Source organism: Rhodopseudomonas palustris (assembly GCF_034479375.1).
GTDB lineage: Bacteria > Pseudomonadota > Alphaproteobacteria > Rhizobiales > Xanthobacteraceae > Rhodopseudomonas > Rhodopseudomonas palustris_M.
The window spans coordinates 3,662,992-3,685,649 of record NZ_CP140155.1; the positions used below are offsets into that span (position 1 = coordinate 3,662,992).

Genomic DNA, 22,658 nt, shown 5'->3' on the forward strand with positions numbered 1-22,658 from the left:
CATTCTCCTCGCGCGTGGCGCGTCAGCCGAACCGGCCGGTGATGTAGTCCTGGGTGCGCCGGTCGTTCGGCGAGGTGAAGATCTTGTTGGTCGGACCGAACTCGATCAGTTCGCCGAGATACATGAAGGCGGTCGATTCCGAGACGCGGGCCGCCTGCTGCATGTTGTGGGTGACGATGGCGATCGTGTAGTCTTCCTTCAGTTCGTCGATCAGTTCCTCGATCTTCGCGGTCGAGATCGGATCGAGCGCCGAGCACGGCTCGTCGAACAGGATGACTTCCGGCCGCACCGCGATGGTGCGGGCGATGCACAGACGCTGCTGCTGGCCGCCGGACAGGCTGAGGCCCGAGGCGCTGAGCTTGTCCTTGACCTCGTTCCACAGCGCGCCGCCGCGCAGCGCCTTCTCGACCCGGCCGTCCATCTCCGATTTGGAGATCTTCTCGTACAGCCGGATGCCGAAGGCGATGTTTTCGTAGATCGTCATCGGAAACGGCGTCGGCTTCTGGAACACCATGCCGACCCGCGCCCGCAGCAGGTTGAGGTCGAGCTTGGGATCGAGGACGTTGTGACCGTCGAGCATCACCTGCCCCTCGGCGCGCTGGCCGGGGTAGAGGTCGTACATCCGGTTGAAGATCCGCAGCAGCGTGGACTTGCCGCAGCCGGACGGACCGATGAAGGCGGTGACGCGGTTGGCGGCGAGATTGAGGTTGATGTCCTTCAGCGCGCGATTGTCGCCGTAGTAGAAGTTCAGGTCGCGCACCGTGACTTTCGCGGGGCCGTCGGGCTGCACGATCGCTCCGGGAGCCGGTCCGGCCGGAAGACTGGTCGCAATGGAGATATCGGTCATTTCGGGGTCCTCTCGGCGCCAAGGATGCGCGCGCCAATGTTCAGGGCAAGCACGGTGAGGGTGATGATCAGGGCTCCGGTCCAGGCCAGTTGTTTCCAGTAGTCGTAGGGGCTCTGGACGAAGTTGTTGATGGTGACCGGCAGGTTGGCCATCGTCTTCGACAGGTCGAGGCTGAAGAACTGGTTGCTGAGCGCGGTGAACAGCAGCGGCGCGGTTTCACCCGCGACCCGTGCGGTCGCCAGCAGCACGCCGGTGATCAGGCCGGCGCGGGCGGCGCGGTAGGAGATCCGCTTGATCACCAGCGAGCGCGGCAGGCCGAGCGCGGCGGCGGCCTCGCGCAGCGAACCCGGCACCAGCAGCAGCATGTCCTCGGTGGTGCGCACCACCACCGGGATCACGATCACCGCCAGCGCCAGCGCGCCGGCGAAGGCCGAGAACCCGCCCATCGGCACCACGACGGCGCCGTAGATGAACAGACCGATGATGATCGACGGCGCGCTCAGCAGGATGTCGTTGATGAAGCGGATCACCGAGGTCAGCCGGTCGTAGCGGCCGTATTCGGCGAGGTAGGTGCCGGCGAACAGCCCGAGCGGGGCGCCGATGCCGACGCCGATCAGGGTCATGATCGCGGAGCCGACGATGGCGTTGAGCAACCCGCCTTCGGCGGAGCCCGGCGGCGGCGTGTTCTCGGTGAAGATCTGGACGCTGAGCCCGGCGAAGCCGTTGTAGAACAGCGTGAACAGGATCATCGCCAGCCAGGAGACGCCGAACAGCGTGGCGCCGTAGCACAGCGCCTTGATGGTGAAATCGGAGCGGCGGCGGGAGGCATAAACCGGATTCATGATCAATTCCCCGCCTTCTTTTCGAGCCGCATCAGCATCAGCCGCGCCGCCGTCAGCACCAGGAAGGTGAGGATGAACAGCAGCAGGCCGAGCAGGATCAGTCCGGACTGGTGCAGTCCGTCGCTCTCGGCGAATTCCGAGGCGATCGCCGCCGAGATCGTGGTGCCCGGCGAGAAGATCGAGCCGGTGATCCGGAAGGCATTGCCGATGATGAAGGTGACCGCCATGGTTTCGCCGAGCGCGCGGCCGAGCGCCAGCATGATGCCGCCGATCACACCGACCCTGGTGTAGGGGATGACCACGCTGCGAACCACTTCCCAGGTCGTGCAGCCGACGCCGTAGGCGGCCTCTTTCAGCACCGGCGGCACGGTCTTGAACACGTCGACCGAGATCGCGGTGATGAACGGCAGCACCATGATCGCCAGGATCAGCGAGGCGTTGAACAGGCTGAGATAGGACGGCGGCCCGGCGAAGATCGTCTCCAGCACCGGCACGCCTTCGAAAGCGCGGATCATGTAGGGCTGCATGTAGTTCGCCATGAACGGCCCGAGCACGAAGAAGCCCCACATGCCGTAGATGATCGACGGGATGCCGGCGAGCAGTTCGACCGCGAGGCCGATCGGGCGCCGCAGCCATTGCGGGCACAGTTCGGTGAGGAAGATCGCGATCCCGAGCCCGATCGGAATGGCGATCACCATGGCGATCACCGAAGTGACGAGCGTGCCGTAGATCGGCCCGAGCGCGCCGAGGATCGGCGGATCATTGGCCGGCGCCCAGCGCGCGGTGAACAGAAAAGAAAATCCGAATTCCTGGATCGCCGGCCATGCGCCGGCAATCAGCGACAGGATGATGCCGCCGAGGATCAGCAACACTGAAATCGCGCATGCGCGCGTCGTCCAGTAGAACGCGGTATCGCCGGCCTTGAACGCGCCGAGGGCTCTGGCGCGGTCGTAAGGTCCGGCGGCCTCCATTCCTGTGGTCTGAACCGCCATGTCTGCCACGCCCGTCACCCTGATGTTGTCACGCTACCCGAACGCAACGCGCGCCCTGAAGCGATTTGTTTGAACTGATCGCAATTGAACTGGATGCAGAAGCCTCAGGCCCGGAAGCCACCTCGGACGAGACGAATCCCGGTCGAGACGCACATGGATCACGCCACAGAGCCATGCGGCCCAGGCCCGGCGCAGGCACCGGGATCCATGGTCACCTCGGTGGTGATGAATCCCGGCCTTGCTCGTCTCACCCGCGGCCGGACCAGGTCCGGTCCGCGGGTGTCGTTGTCGGAGACGATCAGCTCTTGATGTCGGCGGACCAGGTCTTCTCGATCTGCTTGACCACCGACGGGGGCATCGGGATGTAGTCGAGTTCTTCGGCCATCTTGTCGCCCTTCTCGAACGCCCAGGTGAAGAACTTGAGGGCTTCGGCGGAGGCCGCCTTGTCGGTCGGCTCCTTGTGCATCAGGATGAAGGTCGCGGCGGTGATCGGCCACGACGTCTCGCCCGGCTGGTTGGTCAGGATCAGGTAATAACCCTTGGCGTTGGCCCAGTCGGCATTCGCCGCCGCCGCCTGGAACGCCGCCATGGTCGGCTGCACCGTCTTGCCGGCGCTGTTGACCAGACCCGCATAGGTCAGCTTGTTCTGCTTGGCGTAGGCGTATTCGACATAGCCGATCGAGTTCTTGGTCTGACCGACGTTGCCGGCAACGCCTTCATTGCCCTTGGCGCCGACGCCGACCGGCCATTCCACGGCGGTGCCCATGCCGACCTTGGTCTTCCAGTCTGCGCTGACCTTGGAGAGATAGTCGGTGAAGTTGAAGGTGGTGCCCGAACCGTCGGAGCGGCGAACCACGGTGATCGCGTCGCTCGGCAGCTTCAGCTTCGGATTCAGCTTGGCGATCGCCGGATCGTTCCAGGTCTTGACCTTGCCCAGGTAGATGTCGGCCAGCGTCGGGCCGTCGAACACCATCTCACCGGGCTTGACGCCCTCGAGGTTGACCACCGGAACGATCGCGCCCATCACCATCGGCCACTGAGCGAGGCCTTCCTTGTCGAGCTGCTCGGGCTTCAGCGGCGCGTCGGTGGCGCCGAAGGTCACGGTCTTGGCAATGATCTGCTTGATGCCGGCGCCGGAGCCGATCGACTGGTAATTCAGGCCGTTGCCGGTCTCTTTCTTGTAGGCGTCCGCCCACTTCGAATAGACCGGGAACGGGAAGGTGGCGCCCGCGCCGGTGATGTCGGCCGCGAAGGCCGAGGTCGACGCCGCAACCAATCCGGCTGCGACGATGGACTTGATGAAATTCATGATGGTCTCCGTTCGTAAGCGAAGCGCTGATCGCGCCCGACTGCGCTTACCCCGCTCGCTTTACGAGCGGTCGATTGACCTTTTATGAGGGTTTGATGACACTCATGTGACTACCGCAACCCGTTGAATTAACGTCGATTTTCGGCGCGGACCTAGGGCTTTACCGGAGGAAAACAGACGGTGAAAGTCGCGCCTTTTTTCGGTACGCTTTCGATCAAAAGCCGGCCGCGGTGGCGGTTAACAATATGTTTCACCAGCGATAATCCTAATCCAGTACCGCCCTGGGAGCGGCTATCGCCGACGTCAACGCGGTAAAATCGCTCGGTCAGCCGGGGCAGATGCTCGGGCGCGATGCCGGGGCCGAAATCGCGCACGGCGACGCGATATTCGGTGCCGCCATCGCTGGACGCCGCCGCCGCCACCGCAACCGCGACGCGGCCGCCGGAGGCGCCGTATTTCAGCGCGTTCTCGATCAGGTTCTCGAATACCCGCAGCAATTCCTCGCGGTCGCCGGCGATCACCGCCGGAGCTTCCGGCATGGCGATCTCGATCGCGACCTGGCGCTCTTTGGCCAGCGGCTCGAGCCCGTCGGCGACCTGCCTGATCAGCGGCGCGAGGTCGATCTGCACGTCCGGCCGGACATGGGCGCTGAGCTCGACCCGCGACAGCGACAGCAGGTCGTCGATCAGCCGCGCCATCCGCGTCGCCTGCGCCTGCATGATGCCGAGAAACCGCTCGCGGGCCCGGGCGTCGTCGCGCGCCGGCCCCTGCAGCGTGTCGATGAAGCCGGACAGGGCCGCCAGCGGCGTGCGCAGCTCGTGACTGGCATTGGCGACGAAATCGGCGCGCATCTCCTCGACGCGGCGCAGCGGCGTCAGGTCGTGGAACGTCATCAGCATGCACTGGTCGGTGCCGCCGAAGGTGGTCGGCACCTGCACCGGCACGATGATCAGCTCCAACCAGCGCTCGATCGGCGCGTGATCGAGATAGCTGACGCGCCGCGGCTCGGCGGTTGCGATCGCCTCGCGCAGCGCGATGACGATCTCCGGATTGCGCAGCGCGAATTGCGCGAGTTCGCGAACCCGCAGCGCCGGCGCGAGCTGCGCGGCGGCGGCGTTGAGATGCAGTACCCGGCCGGCGCGATCGAGCAGCACCGCGGGGTCCGGCATGCCGGCCACGATGGCGCGCACCACCGGCGTCTCGACCGGGCTGGTGCCGGGAACGTCGTCGCGCTTGTTCGCCGCATCGTGCAGCCGCCACGGCACCAGGGCCGCCGCCGCGACGCAGACGAACACCGTGCCCGCGGCGATCGCGGAGATTTCGCCGAGCGCGGCCAGCGTCGCCAGCGCGATCGCGGCTGCGAGCAGAATGATCGCGGCGTGACGCAGGCGGTCCGCCCAGGGCGTCACCACCGGTGCGGGGGCGATTTCCGTGGTCGGGACCGGCGGTGCGCCGTGGCGGGCGGGCTCGTCGGGCGCATGCGCGATCATGGTCAGCCTGGGGTGGGATCCTGTCGGATCGGCTTCGGATCGAGCGCGGCGGAAAGCCGGTCCATGCGCTTCATGCGCGCGCCGATGACGATTTCTCGGACGGCGAGGATAACCACCGAGAGGACGAACGGCACGATGTAGTACAGCATCCGGAACAGCAGCATGCCGGCGAGCAGCTCTTCCTTGTTCATCTGCCACAGGCCGACCAGCATCGCGGCATCGAACACGCCGAGCCCGCCGGGCGAATGGCTGGCGAAGCCGAGCAGCGTCGCCGAGACGAAGATCACCGCGACGACGACGAATCCGAGATTGGGTTCGTCGGGCACCAGCACGTACATCGCCAGCGCGCAGAAGCCGAGGTCGACGATGCCGATGGCGATCTGCAGCATCGTCAGCGGTCCGCCCGGCAGTTCGACGGTCCAGCTACCGCGGCCGACCCGGCGCGGCTTGATCGACACCCAGATCACATAGACGGCCAGCCCGCCGATGATCGCCAGCGCCAGCAGGCGGTTGACCCAGGGCGGAAGCTGATCGATCGAGGACGCCGCTTCCGGATGATAGGCGATCCCCATGCCGAGCACGGCGGCATTGCCGAGCCAGAAGGTCAGGCCGGCGAGAAAGCAGATCTTGGCGACGTCGATGCCGTCGAGCCCCCAGGCCGAATAGATCCGGTAGCGCACGGCGCCGCCGGTGAACACGCTGGCGCCGACATTGTGGCCGATCGAATAGCTGGTGAAGGCCGACAGCGCGGCCGTGCGATAGGGCACGTCGTTGCGGCCGATCGTCCGCAACGCGAACAGGTCGTAGAACGTCAGGGTGAAATAGCCGGCGGCGACGAACAGCCCGGCCAGCAAGATCGAATGCGGCGAGATCTTCTGAATCGCGGCCAGGACGTCGTCGACGTCGATGCCGCGCACCTGGTGGTAGAGAACGTAACAGGCGGCCGCGATGACCGCGATGCTGATCGCAACACCCAGCTTGTGCAGGATTTGCTTCTCGCGCAAAAACGCGATCGCCCTGCCGATTGCGGCCACCATCTAGACCTCGAATCCCTCTCCGCCGCCTGGGACGCTTCGACCGATATCACGGCAACCGTTACCGGTCCGTGGCCAGGACGCTGTGGTAGCTTGTTCCCGGGCTGGATGGAATTCGGACGATACCGCCAATTCCGCTCCTTGCTTCAAATCCGGCCGAGGCGACCGGTTGCACATCCACGGCCCATCCGCGGATTGTTTCGCCGGACACCGCACCCGGCGCATCCGCCGGGTCAGTGTCCCTTCATCTGCCGCGCAACGACCCAGTAGCGCAGCCACGATCCGATCGCACATCCCACCAGATAGGCGGCAATCATGACAAGGAAAAGATCGAGCCAATAGCCGGCACGACCCGGAACGATGCGGGCGAGCGACAGCCCGACCAGCACCGCGGCGATCCCGCCGAGCCCCATCGAGGCATTCTTCGACAGGCCCTCGCCGCGTTGCACCACCGAAATCCAGCCCGCGGCGAACCCCAGCAGTACCGCCCCGAGCAGCCAGCCTCCGTAGAAGTTCGCCATCGCCATCATGCCGTCACCTGATCACGAAATCGATGCGGCGATTTTTCGCCTTGCCAGCGTCGCTGTCGTTGCCGGCGAGCGGAATCCGGCTGCCGTAGCCGTTCGCCTGGAAGCGCTCCGGCGTGAGCCCCGACCTGACCATATAGTCGACCACCGCCCGCGCGCGCTTCTCCGACAGGGCCTGGTTGAAGCCGTCCTCGCCGTCGCTGTCGGTGTGGCCGGCGACCTCGATCGAGGCCCCCGGACACCGCATCGCGGTCTCGATCAGCCGGTCGAGCAGGCCGGCGGAGTCCTTGTCGATCGTGGCGCTGGCGGATTCGAAGCGCACCGTGCTCTTGCCGAGCAGGCCGTCGAACAATTGCTGGCAGACCGAGGCATCGACCGGCGAGGCCGGCGGCTTGACCGAGAGGTCGGCCTTGACCGTCCAGCCCTGCGGCATGTCCCTGTTCAGCTCGCCGCGGATCTGGCTGACCGCCGCCTCGAACAGCGCGTCCCCCGACAGCCGCACTTCGCGGTCGGACACCACCAGCGTCCCGGTCGAGAGCCGCGACAGCGCACCCAGCGCCGGCACGACCGCATTGGCGAAACCCTGCGGCGCGCCGATGCTGGCCTTGAGCTGGTCGACCACCTTCTCGCCGAAGAACTTGCGGCCGGCCGCCGCCGCCAGCGCCGCGTGGACATTATTGTCCGGGACGTAGCCGGTCAGCGTCAGCGTCGACGCCACCGGATCCTTGTTGGCCTGGAACACGTAAGGCGGCGCCTTGATGGTGTTCTCCGCGACCGAATAGCCGTCCGGCAGGTTCCGGAGCGCCGCGCCGATGGCCTCGCGGCCGCCGAGATCGCGCGCCATGCCGGTGAGGCTGATCTTGGTGTCGGACAGCGTGATCTTGCCTTCCTTCAGCTTGCCGATCTGATCGACCAGCAGCAGCGCGACCGCATCGAACCGGGTCGGAGCGCCGCGCGCCAGCGTCATGCGGTCGGCGACCTCGACTCCGGCCACATCGGCGCGGGCGGCATCCGCCAGCCGCGCCCGGCTCGCCGGCAACGGCGCGCTGCCGGCCAGCGTGACGCGAACGACGTCGCGTTCGATCGACCAGACGAACGGCGTCGCCTGCGGCACCAGGCGGGTCCGGTCGACCACCAGCCGGACGCCGGGGACAGCCTCCACGGCGGCCACCGCGCTGCGTCGGCCCTCCTCCGAAAACGCATCGGCAGAGAACACGATGTCGCGACCGTCCGGCGTCAGCCGGGTTTTGTCCAGGACGGTGCTCTTGAGCGCCGCGGCGGACCGCTGGGCGACATCGGCTTCCACGTCCGGCGTGGTGGTCCAAGCCGCGATCGCCCAAAGAGCGATCAAAATGATGGCGCCCCGCCACCATTGGCCGCTGGATCTGAAAAGTCCGCGCATTCCGCTTCCCGTGGATCAGAAGCAGAGAGAAATCAAACCGTTGGAAGGCTGTCAAACGCAATTCAAGAAAAAAGCCGCCGACCCGCCAGTTCTCTATAACCGTTTCTTCAGCATGAGGGCGCTAGCATTGTCCTGAAATGAATCAGCCCGCAGCCCGATGAAGCAGTTCCGCCACAATATCATCCGCGCCGGGCTTGATGCGCTTTATTTTACCGGCGCCTATCACGTGCTGCGTCCGATCTTTTCGGGGATCGGGACGATCTTCATGCTGCACAATGTGAAACCGGCGCGGCCGGACGCGTTTCAGCCGAACCGCCATCTCGAGGTCACGCCCGAATTTCTACGCGCGACGCTGCGACATCTGCGCGCCCAGAACATCGACATCATTTCGCTCGACGAGCTGCACCGGCGACTGACGGCGCGGGAATTCGGCCGCCGCTTCGCCTGCATCACGCTGGACGACGGCTACCGCGACAATCGGGATTTCGCGCTGCCGGTATTCAACGAGTTTCAGGCGCCGTTCACCGTCTATGTCGTCAGCGATTTCGCGCAGGGCAGCGGACGGCTGTGGTGGATCACGCTGGAGCGCCTGATCGCCGGCCGCGACTGGATCGAAGCGGAGATCGGCGGCGTCGAGATCAGGCTCGATGCGCGCACGCCGGAAGCCAAGCAGGAGGCGTTCGACCGGCTGCACGACATGCTGCGCGCACTGCCCGAGGGCGACGATCTGCCGCGCGCGATGAGCGCGCTGTGCGCCCGCACCCGGACCGACGAAACCGCCGTCGGCCGCGAGCTCTGCCTGAACTGGGACGAATTGCGGAGCTTTGCCGAGGACCCGCTGGTGACGATCGGCGCCCACTCCATCAGCCATTGCATCCTCGCCAAGCAGCGCGACGCGCTGGCGGCGCACGAATTGTCGATCGGGCGCGCCCGGATCGCAAGCCATCTGCAGCGCGAGGTCGCGCATCTCGCTTATCCCTATGGCGACCGCGCCGCCGCGGGGCCGCGCGAATACGAGCTGGCGCGGCAGGCCGGCTACAAGACCGCGGTGACGACGCGGCCGGGGATGCTGTTCGCCGGCGTCGCCGATCACCTCACCGCGCTGCCGCGGGTCTCGCTCAACGGCAACTACCAGGACGACCGCATCCTGCCGGTGCTGACGTCGGGCGCCGCCACCGCGATGTGGAACGGCTTCCGCCGCGTCGACGCGGCGTGATAGCCGTCCGAACCTCATTCTTACGCTTCATCTGATATTTCCGAGACGCGGAACGCGGGCACGCATCGCCGCGCCCTCGCCTTGACTCGCCCCGGGCCGCGCCGCAAACCATCGACAAACACAGGGAGGATGCATGTTCCACAATCTGTTTTCGCTGGAAGGCCGCGTCGCCGTCGTGACCGGCGGCTCGCGCGGCATCGGCAAGATGATCGCCTCGGGCTTTCTCGCTTACGGCGCGGCGCGGGTCTACATCACCGCGCGCAAGGCCGCGGCCTGCGACGCCACCGCGGCGGAACTGAGCGAACAGCATGCCGGCGAATGCATCGCGCTGCCGATCGACATCTCGACCATGACGGGCATCGACATGCTGGCCGGCGAGATCAAGAAGCGCGAGCCGAAGCTCGACATTCTGGTCAACAATGCCGGCGCCGCCTGGGCGGCGGATTTCGACGAATTCCCGGAGAGCGGCTGGGACAAGGTGATGGACCTCAACGTCAAGACGCCGTTCTTCCTGACCAAGGCGCTGCACGCGCCGCTGCGCGCCGCCGCCACCGCGGAGCGCCCCGGCAAGGTCATCAACATCGCCTCGATCGACGGCATCTTCGTCAACCCGCTCGAGACCTATCCGTATGCGGCGTCGAAAGCCGGGCTGATCCATCTGACGCGGCGGATGGCGGTGCGGCTGATCAAGGACCACATCGTGGTCACGGCGATCGCGCCGGGGCCGTTCGCGTCGGACATGAACAAGGCGGCGCGCGACGAAGCCGACGCGGTGGCCAAGCGCGTGCCGTCCGGCCGGATCGGCACCGACGAGGACATGGCCGGCACCGCGATCTATCTCGCCTCGCGCGCCGGCGACTACGTCGTCGGCACCACCATCGCGGTCGACGGCGGCGTCGCCTACGCCAACCCGGGCATCAAAGGCGACGGCTGGGCGTAGCCCGGGCGGGGGGCAGGCACGCAATCAGCCCGGCGTTCCGGAGCGCTCACCACAGGCACAACCTCATGGTGAGGAGGCGCGAAGCGCCGTCTCGAACCATGTGCCGCCGGCCATCATGCGCCGCCGGCCACGCGTCGCCCCATCCTTCGAGACGCCCGGCATCGCCGGGCTCCTCAGGATGAGGAGTCAGTGCATTTGGCAGGGGCCACCCCGCTCAAAGGGTCCTATCGCTTCAATCAATCGATGACACGCGCTAGTTGCCCGCCGCCGTCGCGCCGCGGGTGCGGGGGTCGGGAGCGCCGTGGAAGCCCCCCGCATCGATGACGATGCTGTTCGCCGAGGTCTGGCCGAGCGGGGTGGCGATGCGGTGGCCCATCGCGCGCAACGCATTCAGCGTCGCGTCCGGAAAGCCGTGCTCGACGCGGACTTCGTCCGGCATCCATTGATGATGCAGCCGCGGCGCGCCGACGGCGGCGGCGACGTTCATGCGATAGTCGAGCACATCGACGATCACCTGCAGCACGGCCGAGATGATCCGGCTGCCGCCCGGCGAGCCGGTGACCAGCACCGGTTTGCCGTCCTTCAGCACGATGGTGGGCGACATCGACGACAGCGGCCGCTTGCCCGGCGCCGGCAGATTGGCGCCGAAGCCGACCAGCCCGTAGGCGTTCGATGCGCCCGGCGCGGCGGTGAAATCGTCGAGTTCGTTGTTGAGCAGCACGCCGGTGCCGTCGGCGACCAGCCCGACGCCATAGGAAAAGTTCAGCGTATAGGTGTTGCTCACCGCGTTGCCCTGATCGTCGGCCACCGAATAATGCGTGGTGTTCTCGCCCTCCTTCGGCTGCGGCAGCGCCTGCGTCGCGGCGGTCGCCCGGTCGGCGTCGATGCCGGCGCGCAGCTTCGCCGCATAGTCCTTCGACAGCAGCGTCGACAGCGGCGCGTCGACATAGGCCGGATCGCCGAGATAGCGGGCGCGATCCGCATAGGCGCGCTTCATCGCCTCGATCAGCAGATGCAGCGACGGCGCGCTGCCCTGCGCCAGCGACGGCATCGGATAGCCCTCGAGGATGTTCAGCGTCTCGATCAGCACCACGCCGCCCGACGACGGCTGCGGCATCGCCACGATGTCGTAGCCGCGATAAGTCCCGCGCACCGGCGCGCGGACGACCGCCTGATAGTTCGCGAGATCGTCCGTGGTGACGATTCCGCCGGCGTCCCGAATGCCGCGCGCCAGTTTGTCGGCGACCTCGCCGCGATAGAAGCCGTCGGGGCCGTGATCCGCGATCGCCTGCAGCGTCGCGGCGAGGTCGGGCTGCACCAGCCGGTCGCCCTCGCGCAGCGGCGAGCCGTCGGGGCGGGCGAAGATCTTGCGCGTCGATGGCCAGCGCGACAGCCATGGATGCCAGTCCGGCAGCGTGTCGGCGGTGTCGTCGGCGACGGGGACGCCGTCGCGGGCCAATGCGATCGCCGGCTGCACGATCTCGGCCAGCGAGAACTTGCCGGAGCCATATTTTTCGAGCGCCAGCGCCAGTCCGGCGACCGTGCCGGGGACGCCGATGCCGAGCGCCGATCGGCGCGACTTGTCCGGATCGGGTTTGCCGTCGGTGAGGAACATCTCGCGGGTTGCGGCCTGCGGCGCGGTCTCGCGATAGTCGATCGCGATGTCTTCGTTGGTCTTGGCGGCGTGGATCAGCATGAAACCGCCGCCGCCGAGATTGCCGGCGCGCGGATAGGTCACCGCCATCGCAAAGCCGGTCGCCACGGCGGCATCGATCGCGTTGCCGCCGCGGGCGAGAAACTGCGCGCCGATCTCGGCCGAGAGCCGCTCCTGCGCCACCACCATGCCGTGTTGCGCGACCACGGCGGACGCAGCGCCCGGGGACCGCGCCGCGCCGCCGCGCATGTCCTGCGCCGATGTCGCGAGCGGCGTCACGACCAGCGCGACGATCACGACCAGCGCTGTCACAGCCTTGCGACGAAGCATCGCCATCGTGCGGAGCGGGGGTTCCGGCGGAGTAAGTGGCGGGGCAAGTGTTGTGCTGTCCTGCATGCCGGAATCCTATAGTGGTTTCGGCGCGACCGCCAAATCCCGGCCGGGTCAGGGAACACAACATGACGTCATCGATCGGCTCGCACCTCTCGCGGGACACTGTGCCGCGGACCTATCCGTCGCGCGCCGCGGTCGGCGGCTGGATCCTGTTCGACTGGGCGGCGCAGCCCTATTTCACGCTGATCACCACCTTCATCTTCGCGCCCTATTTCGCCACCTACGTCGCGCCCGACCCGGCCACCGGGCAATCGCTGTGGGGCTTCGCGACGGCGGCGAGTGGGCTGTTGATCGCTCTGGCCTCGCCGATCCTCGGCGCGGTCGCCGATGCGAGCGGCCGGCGCAAGCCGTGGATCGCGGTGTTCGGCGCGATGCTGGTGATTGGTTCGTCACTGATGTGGTTCGGACGGCCGGGCGATGCCGACGTGATCCTGCCGCTGCTGATCGCCTACGCGATCGCGACCATCGGGGTCGAATTCGCCACCGTGTTCAACAATGCGATGATGCCGAATCTGGTGCCGCCGGAGAAGATCGGACGGCTCTCCGGCACCGGCTGGGCCACCGGCTATATCGGCGGCATTCTCTCGCTGATTCTCGTGCTCGGCTTCCTCGCCGCCAATCCGCAGACCGGCAAGACCCTGATCGGCGTCACGCCGCTGTTCGGGCTCGACGCGGCGAGCCACGAGGGCGACCGCATCACCGGCCCGCTCACCGGGCTGTGGTTCATGGTGTTCGTGCTGCCGATGTTTCTGCTGACGCCGGATTTTCCCGCCAAGCTGTCGGTGAAGGCGGCGGTGCGCGAGGGCCTGCGCGAATTGGGTGAGACGCTGCGCGACCTGCCGCAGCGGCGCTCGCTCGCCTCCTTCCTGCTCGCCAACATGATCTACACCGACGGCCTGGTCTCGCTGTTCGCGTTCGGCGGCATCTACGCCACCGGCACGTTCGGCTGGGGCACCATCCAGATCGGCAGCTTCGGCGTGATTCTCGCGATCGCCGCGACCTTCGGCGCCTTCATCGGCGGCCGGCTCGACGACGCGCTCGGATCGAAACGCGTGATCGCCGGATCCATCGTGCTGCTGCTGATCGCGATCTGCGGCATCCTGCTGATCGACCCGTCGCACATCCTGTTCGTCGAGGTGACGCCGCCGCAACCCGGCGCCGCGCTGTTCGCCGCACCCGCCGAGCGTGCTTATCTGCTGCTCGGCTGCCTGATCGGGATCGCCGGCGGGCCGTTGCAGGCGGCATCGCGCACGCTGCTGATCCGGATCGCCCCGCGCGACCGCATCGCGCAATATTTCGGCCTGTTCGCGCTGACCGGCAAAGTCACGTCGTTCATCGGCCCCTTGCTGATCGCCACCGTCACCGCCATCACCGCCAGCCAGAAGGCCGGCATGGCGGTGCTGGTGCTGTTCTTCGTCGGCGGCCTGGCGCTGCTGACGAGGGTGCGGAATTAGTTCAGCGTACCGCCTCTCCCCACAACAATCGTCATCACCCGCGCATGCGGGTGATCCAGTACGGCGGTGCGCCGCTGATATTCAGCGCAACCGCCCTGGCATACTGGGTCGCCCGCTTTCGCGGGCGATGACGATGAGTGTGTGGAGCGCGTGCGCCCTCCACAGCGTCATGCGCGGGCTTGACCCGCGCATCCATCGCTCTTCGCAAGAAGATGGATTGCCGGGTCGTGGTGATGCAGGGCCCTCTTCCCTTCTCCCCTTGCGGGAGAAGGTGGCGCGGACGCAGTCCGCGTCGGATGAGGGGTGACGCGAGGCACTGAGGCTCGGCCTCGCGGAGACGCCCCTCACCCGGCTTCGCTGCGCGAAGCCACCCTCTCCCACGAGGGGAGAGGGTCAAGCTCAGTGCCGGAAATGCCTGGTCCCGGTGAACACCATGGCGATGCCGGCTTCGTCGGCGGCCTTGATCACTTCGTCGTCGCGCACCGAGCCGCCGGGCTGGATCACCGCGGTGGCGCCGGCTTCGATGCAGGCCAGCATGCCGTCGGCGAACGGGAAGAACGCGTCCGAGGCCACCACCGACCCCTTGGTCATCGGCGCGGCCAGCTTCAGCTCGGCGGCGGCATCCAGCGCTTTTCGCGCGGCGATGCGGGCGGAATCGACACGGCTCATCTGGCCGGCGCCGATGCCGACGGTGGCGAGATCCTTGGCGTAGATGATGGTGTTGGACTTGACGTGCTTGGCGACGCGAAATGCGAATTTCAGGTCGCGCAGCTCGGCCTCGGTCGGCTGCCGTTTGGTCACCGCCTTCAGCGCCATGTCGTCGACCACGGCATTGTCACGCGACTGCACCAGCAGCCCGCCGGATACGCTCTTGTAGGTCAGGCCGGCGGCGCGCGGATTCGGCAGGCTGCCGGCCAGCAGCAGCCGCAGATTCTTCTTCGCCGCGACGATCGCGATCGCTTCCTCGGTCGCCTCGGGCGCGATGATCACTTCGGTGAAGATCTCGACGATCGCGCGCGCGGCTTCGGCGTCGAGCGTGCGGTTCAGCGCGACGATGCCGCCGAAAGCCGACGTCGAATCGCAGGCCAGCGCCTTGCGATAGGCGTCGAGCAGGCTCGAGCCTTCGGCGACGCCGCAGGGATTGGCGTGCTTGACGATGACGCAGGCCGCGGTGCGCTTGGCGTCGAATTCGCCGACGCATTCATAGGCGGCGTCGGTGTCGTTGATGTTGTTGTAGGACAGTTCCTTGCCCTGCACCTGCCGCGCGGTGGCGACGCCCGGGCGCTTCTCCGGCGTGGCGTAGAACGCCGCATTCTGATGCGGGTTCTCGCCGTAGCGCAGGCTCTGGATCAGCCGGCCGCCGACGGCGCGGAAATCCGGCGCGTCGGTCTTCAATTGCTGCGCGAACCAGTTGGAGATCGCGGCGTCATAGGTTGCGGTACGGGCATAGGCCTTGGCGGCGAGGCGCTTGCGCAAGCCGTGCGAGGTGGCGCCGTCGTTCGCCGCGAGTTCGTCGAGCACCGTCTGATAGTCGGAGGATTCGACGATCACCGCGACGTCGTCGTGGTTCTTCGCCGCGGCGCGGATCATCGCCGGGCCGCCGATGTCGATGTTCTCGATGCAGTCCTCGTAGGAGCCGCCTTTGTCGACGGTTGCCTCGAACGGATACAGATTGACCACCAGGAGATCGATCTGGGCGATGCCGTGCGCGGCCATCGCCTGCTTGTGCTCGTCATTATCGCGGACCGCCAGCAGGCCGCCATGCACCTTCGGGTGCAGCGTCTTGACGCGGCCGTCCATCATTTCGGGAAAGCCGGTGATCTCGGAGACGTCCTTGACCGGCAGCCCGGCCGCCGCGATCGCCTTGGCGGTGCCGCCGGTCGAAACCAGTTCGACGCCGTGGCCGGCCAGCGCGCGGGCGAAATCGATCAGCCCCGACTTGTCGGAAACGGACAATAGAGCGCGGGTCACGCGGCGCGGAAGATCGGTCATGGAATGTGTCCTTTGGCGGGAGAACGCCCGCCTAGCATGGTTTTCCGTGCGATGAAACCGGCCAAAACGGCGGGTCTGGGGCCCGCCTGCGGCATTCGGCGCTACAGCGGCAATTCCGGCTCGCGGCGGGCGGCGCGGCGGGCGGAAGTCTGCTGCGGCGACGTGTTGGAGCGGATGAAGCTCCAGCGGATGTTCGGCGCCTCGATCGAATTCTGCCGGATCACGATCTGGGTGGTGCGGCGCGGCCCGTCATTGCCGGCGAGGAAGACGCTGTCTTCGAGATCGACCTTGTCGTCGAGCGCCTCGAAGGTCCAGACCTCGCGATTGGGCAGCACCAGCATCACGCCATGCGCGTCGCCGAGCCGGCTCGCCTTGATCGACGGGTGCAGATGGAAGCGCACCGCGTAGTCGGCCTGCCCGGCGCGATGGCGGCCGCCCTGCGCCGGCGAGAGCGTATCCTCGCCGTCGACCCTGGAGCCGTCGTGCTTCACCATGATGACGCGCTGATGGATCACCCCGAACTTGTCGCGATAGCCGTCGTGCGACGTGGTCAGCAGCACGCCATTGGCGACCGCTTCGCGGCGATTGTCGACCCGCGTCGGGCCGCTGACGATCGGCGCACCCTGCAGCAGGCGCTTCATCGCCGAGCGCTCGACGAAGGCGCAGGACGAGGTGTCGTGGCAGGTGACGGTGGAATGCGCCGCGGTCGAGCGCGCGAAGCCGCGCCAGCTCTCGCGATTGGTGCCCGGCATCCCGCAATTGGTGACGATCCGGCATTGCCCCGACGACAGCTCGAACGACAGGCAGCCGGCATGGGCGTCCTGGCTGACATTCGGCGGCGGCGGCAGGCCGGCGTCGACGATCACCAGCGTCGAACCTGCGTCGATCCGCTGATAGCCGGAATGCGGCATGCTCGGCATCGGAATGCCGTGGCTGTCGTCATAGGCGAGCAGCGTCGCCAGCAGATCCGACGGCGTGCCGCTCATGCCGTTGAACAGCGCGATGTTGCCGTCGCCGTGACGGAAGAACCGCAGCATCGGCATCATCCGGTCGATCGCGTTCAGCAGCGCCGGCGGCGGCGCGATATTGCGCGCCGCGAAGGTCTGGCGCAGCGGCAAGAGGTCGATCAGGAGTTCGATCAGCGCACCGGGATTGCGCGAGAAGTGCCCGCCGTCCGGCAGGATCTGGCGCTGCAATTCGTCGGACAGCCGCTTGGTCGCGGCGCGGATGTTGCGCGCCTGATTGGCGAGGCAGAGCGCGGCGTAGCACAGCGCGATCATCACCTGCAGCCGCGCGACGCCGTCCGGCACGTCGAGCAGCGCGTAGCGCAGCGCGCGGATCTCGCGGGTCAGGCCGCGCAGATAGCGGCGATAGAATTTGCCGTCGGTGTCGCCGAGCACCAGCGGCGCCTGCGACAGCAGCGAAATCACCCGCCGCGCCATCACGTCCGGGCGGCGGCCGACGGTGCGGTTGCGCGCCATGTTGCCGAGCCAGTCGTCGACCAGCGAGCGGGCGTTGGCGCGGGTGATCGCGGTGTCGGCGGCGCGCAGGTGGCGCAGCCAGCCGAAGCCGAACAAAGCGGCTTCCCAATCGTCCGACGGCGGCTCCAGATCGAAGATCGAGCGGCCGTGACAGGTGACGATCTTGCCGGCGAACACGAAGCGGCCGGCATAGATTTCGGCGGCCCGGGTGGCGTCGGCGGTGCGCAGATCGTGCGGGGCGATGATCAGCCGGTCGGTGCGGCCTGGCCACAGCCGGGACAGCGCCGCCGATCCGCCGGATGCGCGCGCCACCATGTTCCGCGCGAAGCGGCCCACGATCAGGCTCGATATCCGTCTGCGGTGGGCGGGTGACACGCGCGCTAATGCCCCGGGTTCATACAGCGCATCGACGGCCGGCTGCGGCCGTCGGGCTGCGAATTTCAGATTCAGCAAGACGTCCGAGACCTTCGCGGTCCAAAGCAGCTTTGTCTGAAACGGCTCTGCGGGCATCTGCGCGGCGGAGGCGGAAGGGTGTTGTGAACCAAAGCAACCTCGGATTAACGAAAATTCGTTTCAAATCCTTTTAGTCTGGAATTGGCCAGCACACACCCTGCCGTTGGGCGGGGTGTGGACGGGCGCCTTTGCGGCGCGCCCGACGAAGCGCGCCGGCGCAGAATTTCGAAGTGGTTACAGGGACTTCGTCAGACGCGCGGCGTAAAAGCCGTCGAACCCCGCGAGCCTCGGATCGGCATGGGGCAGATGCGACGGCAGCGTCCGCAGATCGCCCTCGGCGGTCACGATCTCGGCCAGGCCGGCGACCTCGGCGGGGTCCACCGGGACCCGCCGCATCCCGGGCTCGGCCTCCAGCAGCGCGCCGACCACCTGCTCACCCTCCTCGGGCTCCAGCGAACAGGTGCAATAGACCAAGGTGCCGCCGGGCTTGAGCAGCGCGACCGCCTTGTGCAGCAGCCGGCCCTGCACCGCCGACAGCGCGCCGATGTCGCTCTCCTGCTTCAGCCAGGCGACGTCGGGATGGCGGCGGATGGTGCCGGTCGAGGCGCAGGGCGCGTCGACCAGCACGCCGTCGAAACTGCCGGGCGCATCGCTGCGCCATTCGGTGGCGTCGGCGACGCTGGTCTCCGCCTCGAGCGACAGCCGCGTCAGATTTTCCCGCAACCGCGCGACCCGCGCAGGCGAGCGGTCGATCGCGCTGACCCGCGCGCCGGCCTGCGCCAATTGGGCGGTCTTGCCGCCGGGCGCAGCGCAGAGGTCGGCCACCGATTTGCCGGCGAGATCGCCGAACAGCCGCGCCGGCAAGGCGGCGGCGGCGTCCTGCACCCACCATTGCCCGTCTTCGAAGCCCGGCAGCATCTTCACCGAGCCCTGCAACAGCGTCCGCACCGTGCCGGTCGGCAGCATTTCGCCATACAGCCGCCCGGCCCAATGCTCCGAATCTGATTTCACCGTGATATCGAGCGACGGCTCGTGGCTGATCGCGAGCGCGATCGCCTTGGCGGCGTCGTCGCCGTAATGGGCGCGCCACCGCGCCATCAGCCACGCCGGCACGTCGAGCGCCTGGCCGGCGACGTCGTCGATCAAAGGGTGGCCTTCGCGCGCGCAGCGCCGCAGCACCGCGTTGACGAGGCCGGCATATTTCGCAGCACGACGGTCGGATTGTACCAGCCGCACCGACAGATCGACGGCGGCATGATCCGGCACGTCCATCCAGAGAATCTGCGCGGCGCCGATCAGCAGCGCGCTCTTGGCGCGCGGCGCGTCGGTCGGCACCCCGCGATCGAGCATCCGCGCCAGCAGATGTTCGAGCGTGCCGAGTCGGCGCAGAATCGTCGCCACCAGCCGGCGCATCAGCGCGCGGTCGCGATCCGGCAACGTCTTGAGTCCGGGATGCGCGGCGGGGCCTTCGAGCTGGTCGTCGAGCATCCGGCGCTTCTGCAGGACGCCGTCGAGGATGTCGGCGGCGATCCGGCGCGCTGCCAATCCGGGCACCTCCGACGGCTGTGCGAATCTTGGAGCAGGCATGAATTGAGAGTATCACATTGGAGGGGATGACGCCGCGCGCGAGGCGGCGCGATTTCGGCGATGGATGGCAGGCGAATATGCCGATTCTAAGAATCGTCGCGACGCCGCCGCGTTGTGACGGCATAGACCAAACGATTGAACCGCGGGGCAAGAAAGGCGAAGGCCGATGACGAAATCCGATCTGCAGACCGGGACGGCGGCGCCGGCCGGAACGCCGCGCAGGGAACTTCCCGAAGCGGCGAAGCGTGCGCTGGCCGAAGCCGAAGCGCGACGCGTCGAAGCCGCACAACACACCGCGGCGCGTGCAAAGGAGTATCAGGGTCCGAAAGGCCCCGAACCGACCCGCTACGGCGACTGGGAAGTCAAAGGCATCGCGTCGGATTTCTGAGCCGGGCGAATTCAGCCGGCACCGCACCTGGGCGCTACCGCCCAACCCTTCGATAGCAGCTCCTGATCTGTCGATCGTGACTTGCCGGGCAAGCCGACTCGCACTATCGTAGGAATATGTCCCCACGATTGAGAACGAACCCGGCACGGATCGCGCGACTGCCCTGGCGGGGGCGGCTGAGGTCGATCTGGCCGTGGGTGTTCGTGCTCGGCGTCGCGGCGGGGACGATGCTGCCGGCGCGGCACTGGGTGCAGTGGCCGTGGTCGACGACCGATTCGCAGGCGATCAGGAACGACAGCGAGACGGTGTGGCGGCGCGCCGGAAATCCTAGCGTACGGCACCCGGTCGACGTGTTGTACACGATCGACGGCGACACGTTCGAGGCGCGGGTGCATCTGTGGCCGGGAACGGACCTCGCGACCCGCGTCCGGCTGCGCGGCATCGACGCGCCTGAACTCAAGGCGCAATGCGCGCAGGAGCTGAGGCTGGCCGAGGCCGCGGCCGACGCGCTGCGCGACATGCTGCGGCAGGGCGAGGTGGCGATCTACAATATCGGCCCCGACAAATATAAGGGCCGCGTCGTCGCCGACGTCGCCACCAAGCGCACGCCCAATGTCTCCGCCGCGCTGCTCGAAGCCGGCTACGCCCGGGCTTACGGCAGCGGGCGTCGCGAGGGCTGGTGCGGCGGGCGGTGACGCCGTCGCTATTTCGCTGAGGCTGCGGACGACAAGCCCAGCGCCTCGGCCATCACCCGAAACACATCTGTGTTCTCCATCGAACCGCGAACCCGGTCGCTGCCCGGCCCTGCGGCGGTCAGGATCACGTCCTCGCCGGAATGCACGCTGGCATTCATCATCGCCGGCAGATTGCCGAGCCGCAGCAGCGCGCCGGGCACGGCCTTGTATTTCTCGTTGGCCTTGAAGGTGCCGGGCCTGTCGCCGGCCTCGGTGGGCTGGTTCGGGCCGTCGAGCTTCGGCCGCAGCGTCTCGTAGTGATCGGGCAGGCTGGCGGAGAAGATCGCGAGCCTTCGACTGACGTCGACGCGATCCGGATAGCCGTCCTTGTCGGGCGCCGGATAGTTCGGAAAGCCGGCCCTCTGATACACGCCGATGCGCTCGCGCAGCGGCATGTCCTCGCCCTCGGCGAGATCGTCGCGCACGGTTCCGACCAGCGCGTTGGGATGATTGTGATCGGCGACCACCAGGATCAGCGTGTCGTCGCCGCGTGCCTTGGCCCAGTCACGGGTTTGCCGCACCGCATTGTCGAGCATGATGGTGTCGTAGACCGCGCGCTCCATGTCGAGCGCGTGGGCGTATTTGTCGATCATGCCGGACTCGACCATCAGGAAGAAGCCGGCCTCGTTCTTCGACAAAACGTCGAGCGCGACCGCGACCTGCTCGGTGAGATCGGGCTGATCCGGATTCTTCGCGACACCGCCGCCCTTGAGAAAACGGCGATCGAGCACGCCGTCCATATTGCCGGGCGCGAACAGGCCGAGCAGCTTGCTTGGGTTCGCCTTGCCGGCCGCCGCGAGCTCGGTGGCGCTGGTAGCAATCGTGTAGCCGGCGTCGCGGAATTTCAACAGGTAGTCGAGATCGTCCTTGCGCTTGCCCTGCGCGCTCTTCGGCAGGAAATACGCGGCGCCGCCGCCCATCAGCACGTCGGGTCTGGCGGCGAAGAACTGCGCGACGATGTCGTCATAGGCGGCGCGACGGCGGGTATGGGCGATCACCGCCGCGGGCGTGGCGTCTTCGACCTCGGTGTTGGTGACGATGCCGATCGACAGCCCCAGCCGCCGCTTCGCCAGCGACGCCAGCGTCTCCACTTTGGGATCGTCGAGCGGGCTCGCGGTGCGGTCCGCATAGACGCCCATCGCGTTGACCGCGGCCTTGTGGCCGGTGGCGTAGGCGCTGGCGGCATTGGCCGAATCGGTGATGATCGAATCGCTGCCGGCGGTCGACACCAGCGCCATCTGCGGCATGTCGTCGATCGCCAGCTTGCCGCCGGCGCGGCCTTCCTTGATCCCCTTCGACAGCAGCCGCGCCGCGACGCGATGCGCCGGCGATAGCCCGTCGCCGATGAACAGGATGACGTTTTTGGCCTTGCGCGGCCCGGTGCCGTAAACCGTCCAGCTCACGCTGCGGCGGCTGGCGCCGTCGCCGGCCTCGATCGTGTAGGCGCCGGGTTTGTCGAGCGCGACGTCGCGCAGCAGCAGCGCCGATTGAGGCTTGCCGTCCTCGCGCGCGATCAGTTCCGGAGCCTTGCCGAACACCGCTGCGGCATCCGTGCCGTTGACGGTCAGCGTCGCGTTGTCGGCGGTGACTTCGCCGGCGAATTCGACCTTGAGATCGAACTTCGCGCCGGCGAGAATTTCGGCACGGTCGATCGGATAGATCGTCTGCGCCGAGGTGGCCGAAGTCGACACCAACAAGGCAAAAAAGGTCGCGGCGAAACGCATCATGGGAACGGCTCCAAATCGGAGCGCGGACCGTATGAGCGGCAAATGACGGTTCGATGACAGTGTGGAAGCGGCCGTCATTCCGGGGCGCGCGCCTGATCACTACGATTGACCACTTGCGTCATTCCGGGGCGCGCGTAGCGCGAACCCGGAATCTCGAACTGTTCTGCGTCCGACCGCGAGGTGCCCTGAACTTCGG

19 protein-coding genes are annotated in these 22,658 nt (G+C 67.2%); 6 read left to right on the forward strand and 13 right to left on the reverse strand.

Annotated features, from left to right (window positions below; translation table 11 throughout):
- Nucleotides 1–22: 22 nt before the first annotated feature.
- The 8 genes from pstB to SR870_RS16590 form a co-directional block, all read right to left on the reverse strand.
- Nucleotides 23–847 carry a phosphate ABC transporter ATP-binding protein PstB gene (gene pstB / locus SR870_RS16555; protein WP_322514635.1) on the reverse strand — a complete coding sequence of 275 codons (825 nt, stop codon included), beginning with the start codon at nucleotides 845–847 and terminating at the stop codon, nucleotides 23–25.
- Nucleotides 844–1,689: a phosphate ABC transporter permease PstA gene (pstA, locus tag SR870_RS16560; RefSeq protein ID WP_322514636.1), complete on the reverse strand. Its 846-nt coding sequence runs from the start codon at nucleotides 1,687–1,689 to the stop codon at nucleotides 844–846. Before pstA ends, pstB begins: the two co-directional genes overlap by 4 nt.
- A 2-nt stretch (nucleotides 1,690–1,691) precedes the next feature.
- Nucleotides 1,692–2,690 carry a phosphate ABC transporter permease subunit PstC gene (pstC, locus tag SR870_RS16565; RefSeq protein WP_322514637.1) on the reverse strand — a complete coding sequence of 333 codons (999 nt, stop codon included), beginning with the start codon at nucleotides 2,688–2,690 and terminating at the stop codon, nucleotides 1,692–1,694.
- A 289-nt stretch (nucleotides 2,691–2,979) separates the two neighbouring features.
- Nucleotides 2,980–3,990, reverse strand: a complete 1,011-nt coding sequence (pstS, locus tag SR870_RS16570; RefSeq protein ID WP_322514638.1) for a phosphate ABC transporter substrate-binding protein PstS — start codon at nucleotides 3,988–3,990, stop codon at nucleotides 2,980–2,982.
- A 152-nt stretch (nucleotides 3,991–4,142) separates the two neighbouring features.
- Nucleotides 4,143–5,480: an ATP-binding protein gene (locus SR870_RS16575; RefSeq protein WP_322514639.1), complete on the reverse strand. Its 1,338-nt coding sequence runs from the start codon at nucleotides 5,478–5,480 to the stop codon at nucleotides 4,143–4,145.
- A gap of 2 nt (nucleotides 5,481–5,482) precedes the next feature.
- On the reverse strand, nucleotides 5,483–6,517 hold the full coding sequence (locus SR870_RS16580; RefSeq protein ID WP_322514640.1) for a lysylphosphatidylglycerol synthase domain-containing protein: 1,035 nt from the start codon (nucleotides 6,515–6,517) through the stop codon (nucleotides 5,483–5,485).
- A 230-nt stretch (nucleotides 6,518–6,747) separates the two neighbouring features.
- Complete coding sequence (locus SR870_RS16585) at nucleotides 6,748–7,044, reverse strand: hypothetical protein (protein ID WP_322514641.1); 297 nt, start codon at nucleotides 7,042–7,044, stop codon at nucleotides 6,748–6,750.
- A gap of 4 nt (nucleotides 7,045–7,048) precedes the next feature.
- Nucleotides 7,049–8,443, reverse strand: a complete 1,395-nt coding sequence (locus SR870_RS16590) for an OmpA family protein (RefSeq protein WP_322514642.1) — start codon at nucleotides 8,441–8,443, stop codon at nucleotides 7,049–7,051.
- Between SR870_RS16590 and SR870_RS16595 the strand changes: the two genes are divergently transcribed.
- The 3 genes from SR870_RS16595 (at nucleotide 8,394) to SR870_RS16605 (ending at nucleotide 10,599) form a co-directional block, all read left to right on the forward strand.
- Entirely contained in the window at nucleotides 8,394–8,579 is a 186-nt protein-coding gene (locus SR870_RS16595; RefSeq protein WP_322518395.1) for a hypothetical protein, read from the forward strand. The genes SR870_RS16590 and SR870_RS16595 overlap by 50 nt on opposite strands.
- 21 nt (nucleotides 8,580–8,600) lie before the next feature.
- Nucleotides 8,601–9,659: a polysaccharide deacetylase family protein gene (locus tag SR870_RS16600; RefSeq protein ID WP_322514643.1), complete on the forward strand. Its 1,059-nt coding sequence runs from the start codon at nucleotides 8,601–8,603 to the stop codon at nucleotides 9,657–9,659.
- Nucleotides 9,660–9,792: 133 nt separating this feature from the next.
- Nucleotides 9,793–10,599: an SDR family oxidoreductase gene (locus SR870_RS16605; protein ID WP_322514644.1), complete on the forward strand. Its 807-nt coding sequence runs from the start codon at nucleotides 9,793–9,795 to the stop codon at nucleotides 10,597–10,599.
- 253 nt (nucleotides 10,600–10,852) lie between these two features.
- Here SR870_RS16605 and ggt read toward each other — a convergent pair whose 3' ends face one another.
- Nucleotides 10,853–12,589 (reverse strand): gamma-glutamyltransferase, encoded by a 1,737-nt coding sequence (gene ggt, locus SR870_RS16610; protein WP_322514645.1) that lies wholly within the window; start codon nucleotides 12,587–12,589, stop codon nucleotides 10,853–10,855.
- Between the two features lie 122 nt (nucleotides 12,590–12,711).
- Here ggt and SR870_RS16615 point away from each other — a divergent pair, with 122 nt between their 5' ends.
- Complete coding sequence (locus SR870_RS16615; protein WP_322514646.1) at nucleotides 12,712–14,100, forward strand: MFS transporter; 1,389 nt, start codon at nucleotides 12,712–12,714, stop codon at nucleotides 14,098–14,100.
- A gap of 399 nt (nucleotides 14,101–14,499) precedes the next feature.
- On the opposite strand, the gene purH is transcribed toward SR870_RS16615, so the two are convergent.
- From purH to SR870_RS16630, 3 genes are all read right to left on the reverse strand, one after another.
- Entirely contained in the window at nucleotides 14,500–16,092 is a 1,593-nt protein-coding gene (gene purH, locus SR870_RS16620) for a bifunctional phosphoribosylaminoimidazolecarboxamide formyltransferase/IMP cyclohydrolase (RefSeq protein WP_322514647.1), read from the reverse strand.
- A 101-nt stretch (nucleotides 16,093–16,193) separates the two neighbouring features.
- Entirely contained in the window at nucleotides 16,194–17,948 is a 1,755-nt protein-coding gene (locus SR870_RS16625) for a heparinase II/III family protein (RefSeq protein WP_322514648.1), read from the reverse strand.
- A gap of 312 nt (nucleotides 17,949–18,260) precedes the next feature.
- Nucleotides 18,261–19,613 carry an RsmB/NOP family class I SAM-dependent RNA methyltransferase gene (locus tag SR870_RS16630; RefSeq protein ID WP_322514649.1) on the reverse strand — a complete coding sequence of 451 codons (1,353 nt, stop codon included), beginning with the start codon at nucleotides 19,611–19,613 and terminating at the stop codon, nucleotides 18,261–18,263.
- 166 nt (nucleotides 19,614–19,779) lie between these two features.
- On the opposite strand from SR870_RS16630, the gene SR870_RS16635 reads away from it, so the two are divergent.
- Both SR870_RS16635 and SR870_RS16640 read left to right on the forward strand, forming a co-directional pair.
- Nucleotides 19,780–20,001 (forward strand): DUF1674 domain-containing protein, encoded by a 222-nt coding sequence (locus tag SR870_RS16635; RefSeq protein ID WP_322514650.1) that lies wholly within the window; start codon nucleotides 19,780–19,782, stop codon nucleotides 19,999–20,001.
- A gap of 116 nt (nucleotides 20,002–20,117) precedes the next feature.
- Nucleotides 20,118–20,696 (forward strand): thermonuclease family protein, encoded by a 579-nt coding sequence (locus SR870_RS16640; RefSeq protein WP_322514651.1) that lies wholly within the window; start codon nucleotides 20,118–20,120, stop codon nucleotides 20,694–20,696.
- 8 nt (nucleotides 20,697–20,704) lie between these two features.
- Here SR870_RS16640 and SR870_RS16645 read toward each other — a convergent pair whose 3' ends face one another.
- Entirely contained in the window at nucleotides 20,705–22,462 is a 1,758-nt protein-coding gene (locus SR870_RS16645) for an alkaline phosphatase (RefSeq protein ID WP_322514652.1), read from the reverse strand.
- Nucleotides 22,463–22,658 lie beyond the last annotated feature (196 nt).

What these genes read in the sequence shown, in the direction of transcription:
- SR870_RS16600 (WP_322514643.1), top strand. Translation starts at nt 8,601, where the DNA reads ATGAAGCAGTTCCGCCACAATATCATCCGCGCCGGGCTTGATGCGCTT.
- purH (WP_322514647.1), bottom strand. Translation starts at nt 16,092, where the DNA reads ATGACCGATCTTCCGCGCCGCGTGACCCGCGCTCTATTGTCCGTTTCC.
- pstB (WP_322514635.1), bottom strand. Translation starts at nt 847, where the DNA reads ATGACCGATATCTCCATTGCGACCAGTCTTCCGGCCGGACCGGCTCCC.
- SR870_RS16630 (WP_322514649.1), bottom strand. Translation starts at nt 19,613, where the DNA reads ATGCCTGCTCCAAGATTCGCACAGCCGTCGGAGGTGCCCGGATTGGCA.
- SR870_RS16645 (WP_322514652.1), bottom strand. Translation starts at nt 22,462, where the DNA reads ATGATGCGTTTCGCCGCGACCTTTTTTGCCTTGTTGGTGTCGACTTCG.
- pstS (WP_322514638.1), bottom strand. Translation starts at nt 3,990, where the DNA reads ATGAATTTCATCAAGTCCATCGTCGCAGCCGGATTGGTTGCGGCGTCG.
- SR870_RS16590 (WP_322514642.1), bottom strand. Translation starts at nt 8,443, where the DNA reads ATGCGCGGACTTTTCAGATCCAGCGGCCAATGGTGGCGGGGCGCCATC.
- SR870_RS16605 (WP_322514644.1), top strand. Translation starts at nt 9,793, where the DNA reads ATGTTCCACAATCTGTTTTCGCTGGAAGGCCGCGTCGCCGTCGTGACC.
- SR870_RS16595 (WP_322518395.1), top strand. Translation starts at nt 8,394, where the DNA reads ATGATGGCGCCCCGCCACCATTGGCCGCTGGATCTGAAAAGTCCGCGC.
- SR870_RS16585 (WP_322514641.1), bottom strand. Translation starts at nt 7,044, where the DNA reads ATGATGGCGATGGCGAACTTCTACGGAGGCTGGCTGCTCGGGGCGGTA.
- SR870_RS16635 (WP_322514650.1), top strand. Translation starts at nt 19,780, where the DNA reads ATGACGAAATCCGATCTGCAGACCGGGACGGCGGCGCCGGCCGGAACG.
- ggt (WP_322514645.1), bottom strand. Translation starts at nt 12,589, where the DNA reads ATGGCGATGCTTCGTCGCAAGGCTGTGACAGCGCTGGTCGTGATCGTC.
- SR870_RS16640 (WP_322514651.1), top strand. Translation starts at nt 20,118, where the DNA reads ATGTCCCCACGATTGAGAACGAACCCGGCACGGATCGCGCGACTGCCC.
- SR870_RS16615 (WP_322514646.1), top strand. Translation starts at nt 12,712, where the DNA reads ATGACGTCATCGATCGGCTCGCACCTCTCGCGGGACACTGTGCCGCGG.
- SR870_RS16575 (WP_322514639.1), bottom strand. Translation starts at nt 5,480, where the DNA reads ATGATCGCGCATGCGCCCGACGAGCCCGCCCGCCACGGCGCACCGCCG.
- SR870_RS16580 (WP_322514640.1), bottom strand. Translation starts at nt 6,517, where the DNA reads ATGGTGGCCGCAATCGGCAGGGCGATCGCGTTTTTGCGCGAGAAGCAA.
- pstA (WP_322514636.1), bottom strand. Translation starts at nt 1,689, where the DNA reads ATGAATCCGGTTTATGCCTCCCGCCGCCGCTCCGATTTCACCATCAAG.